The organism is Dietzia sp. B44, from assembly GCF_014145245.1.
Lineage (GTDB): Bacteria > Actinomycetota > Actinomycetes > Mycobacteriales > Mycobacteriaceae > Dietzia > Dietzia natronolimnaea.
In genome coordinates this window covers 14,638-16,524 of sequence record NZ_JAALEF010000507.1, presented here as the reverse complement: position 1 = coordinate 16,524, position 1,887 = coordinate 14,638, and the positions used below count along the sequence as shown (strand labels likewise).

General features: G+C 68.6%; 2 protein-coding genes. Both read left to right on the top strand.

Features of this window, described 5'->3' with window-relative positions:
* A partial coding sequence (mshD, locus tag G6017_RS15270; RefSeq protein WP_182618108.1) for a mycothiol synthase occupies positions 1 to 539 on the top strand: 539 nt, incomplete at its 5' end.
* A 245-nt stretch (positions 540 to 784) separates the two neighbouring features.
* Positions 785 to 1,887, top strand: a 1,103-nt coding sequence (pstS, locus tag G6017_RS15265) for a phosphate ABC transporter substrate-binding protein PstS (protein WP_182618106.1), incomplete at its 3' end; no start/stop codon positions are given.

Sequence of the window (1,887 nt, the reverse complement as noted above, 5' to 3'; positions counted from 1 at the left end):
GGCGCGCCCCCGCGGGCTCCGCGTCACCCGCCACGCGGCCCGCTGCGGGGATCGAGACGGGCACACTCGCCGAGGCGGCCTCGGAGGGCGGCACCCGATGGCCCGGACTGGACGCCCGCGAGGAGTTCCTCCGCGTCAACAACGCCGCGTTCTCGTGGCACCCGGAGCAGGGCGGATGGACCCGCGCCCAGCTCGATGAGCGACTGGCTGTGGAGTGGGTGGACCCCGGGGCGATCTTCCTGGCCGTCGACACCACGGGTCCGGTGCCCCGGCTCGCGGGCTTCCACTGGACCAAGACGGTGAGCGAGCCCGGTTCCCCCGTGGAGGGCGAGGTCTACGTCGTGGCGGTCGACCCGTCCGACCAGGGGCGCGGGCTCGGAGGGCTGCTCACCTCGCTGGGGGTAGCGCACCTGGAGGGTCCGGTGGGCGCGGAGTCGGTCGTCCTCTACGTGGAGGGTGACAACGCGGCGGCCATCCGGACCTACGAGAAGCTCGGATTCACCGTCGAGCACCGCGATGTGACCTACGCCTCGGCGTGAGACCCCCGTCCGGGACCTCGGAGGTCGGCGATCACCCCAGGTGGGGGCGCCGTACGAATCCCCCGAGAGGTCTTAACCGTGACGCATCCACTGAGTTCATCTCTCGTTCATCTCGACCGGCGAGACCGTTCATATCGGACCCTTAGGTTCTGTGCTCGTCGGGTCTCGGTATCGGCCCGGCTTTGTGTTGCAGTCGCCAAAGACGTGTTCGGGGGGCTATCCGCCGGACGAACCAAGGAGATTCAGTGAACCTCAAGCGCACCGGTGCTCTTCTCGGCCTCACCGCCCTCACGGCGGTCGGGCTCGCCGCCTGCTCGGATGACAACACCGGAAGCGGTGACACCGCGGCGCAGAGTGTCTCCGACGCGGAATGCGCGGGCAAGGAGACCCTGACCGCGTCGGGCTCCTCCGCCCAGAACAACGCCATGACGATCTTCGCCAACTCCTACGCCATGAGCTGCGAGGGTCAGACGCTGAACTACAACTCCAACGGCTCCGGCGCCGGCGTGAGCGAGTTCACCGGCGGGATCACGGACTTCGGTGGATCCGATTCCCCGCTCAAGGATGCCGACTACGCGGCGGCCGAGGAGCGGTGCGACTCCGAGGCGTGGCACATCCCCGCCGTCTTCGGCCCGATCGCCGTGGCCTACAACCTCGACGGCGTCGAGCTGAAGCTCTCCGGCCCCACCCTCGCCAAGATCTTCAACGGTGAGATCACCACGTGGAACGACCCGGCGATCGCCGAGGAGAACGAGGGCACGGACCTCCCGGACGAGCCCATCACCGTGATCTTCCGGTCGGACGAGTCCGGCACGACCGACAACTTCCAGAAGTACCTGGAGGCGGCGTCGGAGGGTGCGTGGACGCAGGGCGCCGGCAAGACCTTCACCGGTGGTGTCGGCGAGGGCGCCCGCGGCAACGAGGGCGTCTCGGGTGCCATCGGGCAGACCCCGGGGACCATCACGTACACCGAGTGGTCGTACGCGAAGAACCAGGACCTCTCGATGGTCAAGGTCATCACCCCGGCGGACCCGGAGGGCGTCGAGCTCAACGCCGAGACCTCGGGTGTGACCATCGACTCGGCGCGGCTCCTGAACGAGGGCACCAACGACCTCGTCATCGACACCTCGTCGTTCTACGTCCCCGAGGCCGCCGGCGCCTACCCCATCATCCTCCCCACCTACGAGATCGTCTGCTCCTCGTACGCGGATCCGGAGACCGCCGCGGCCGTCCGGTCGTTCCTCAACATCGCGGTGGCCGAGGACGTCCAGGCACAGCTCGAGGACGAGGGCTACATCCCCGTGCCCGACGCCTTCCGCGAGCAGCTCCTGACCGCCATCTCCGAGAT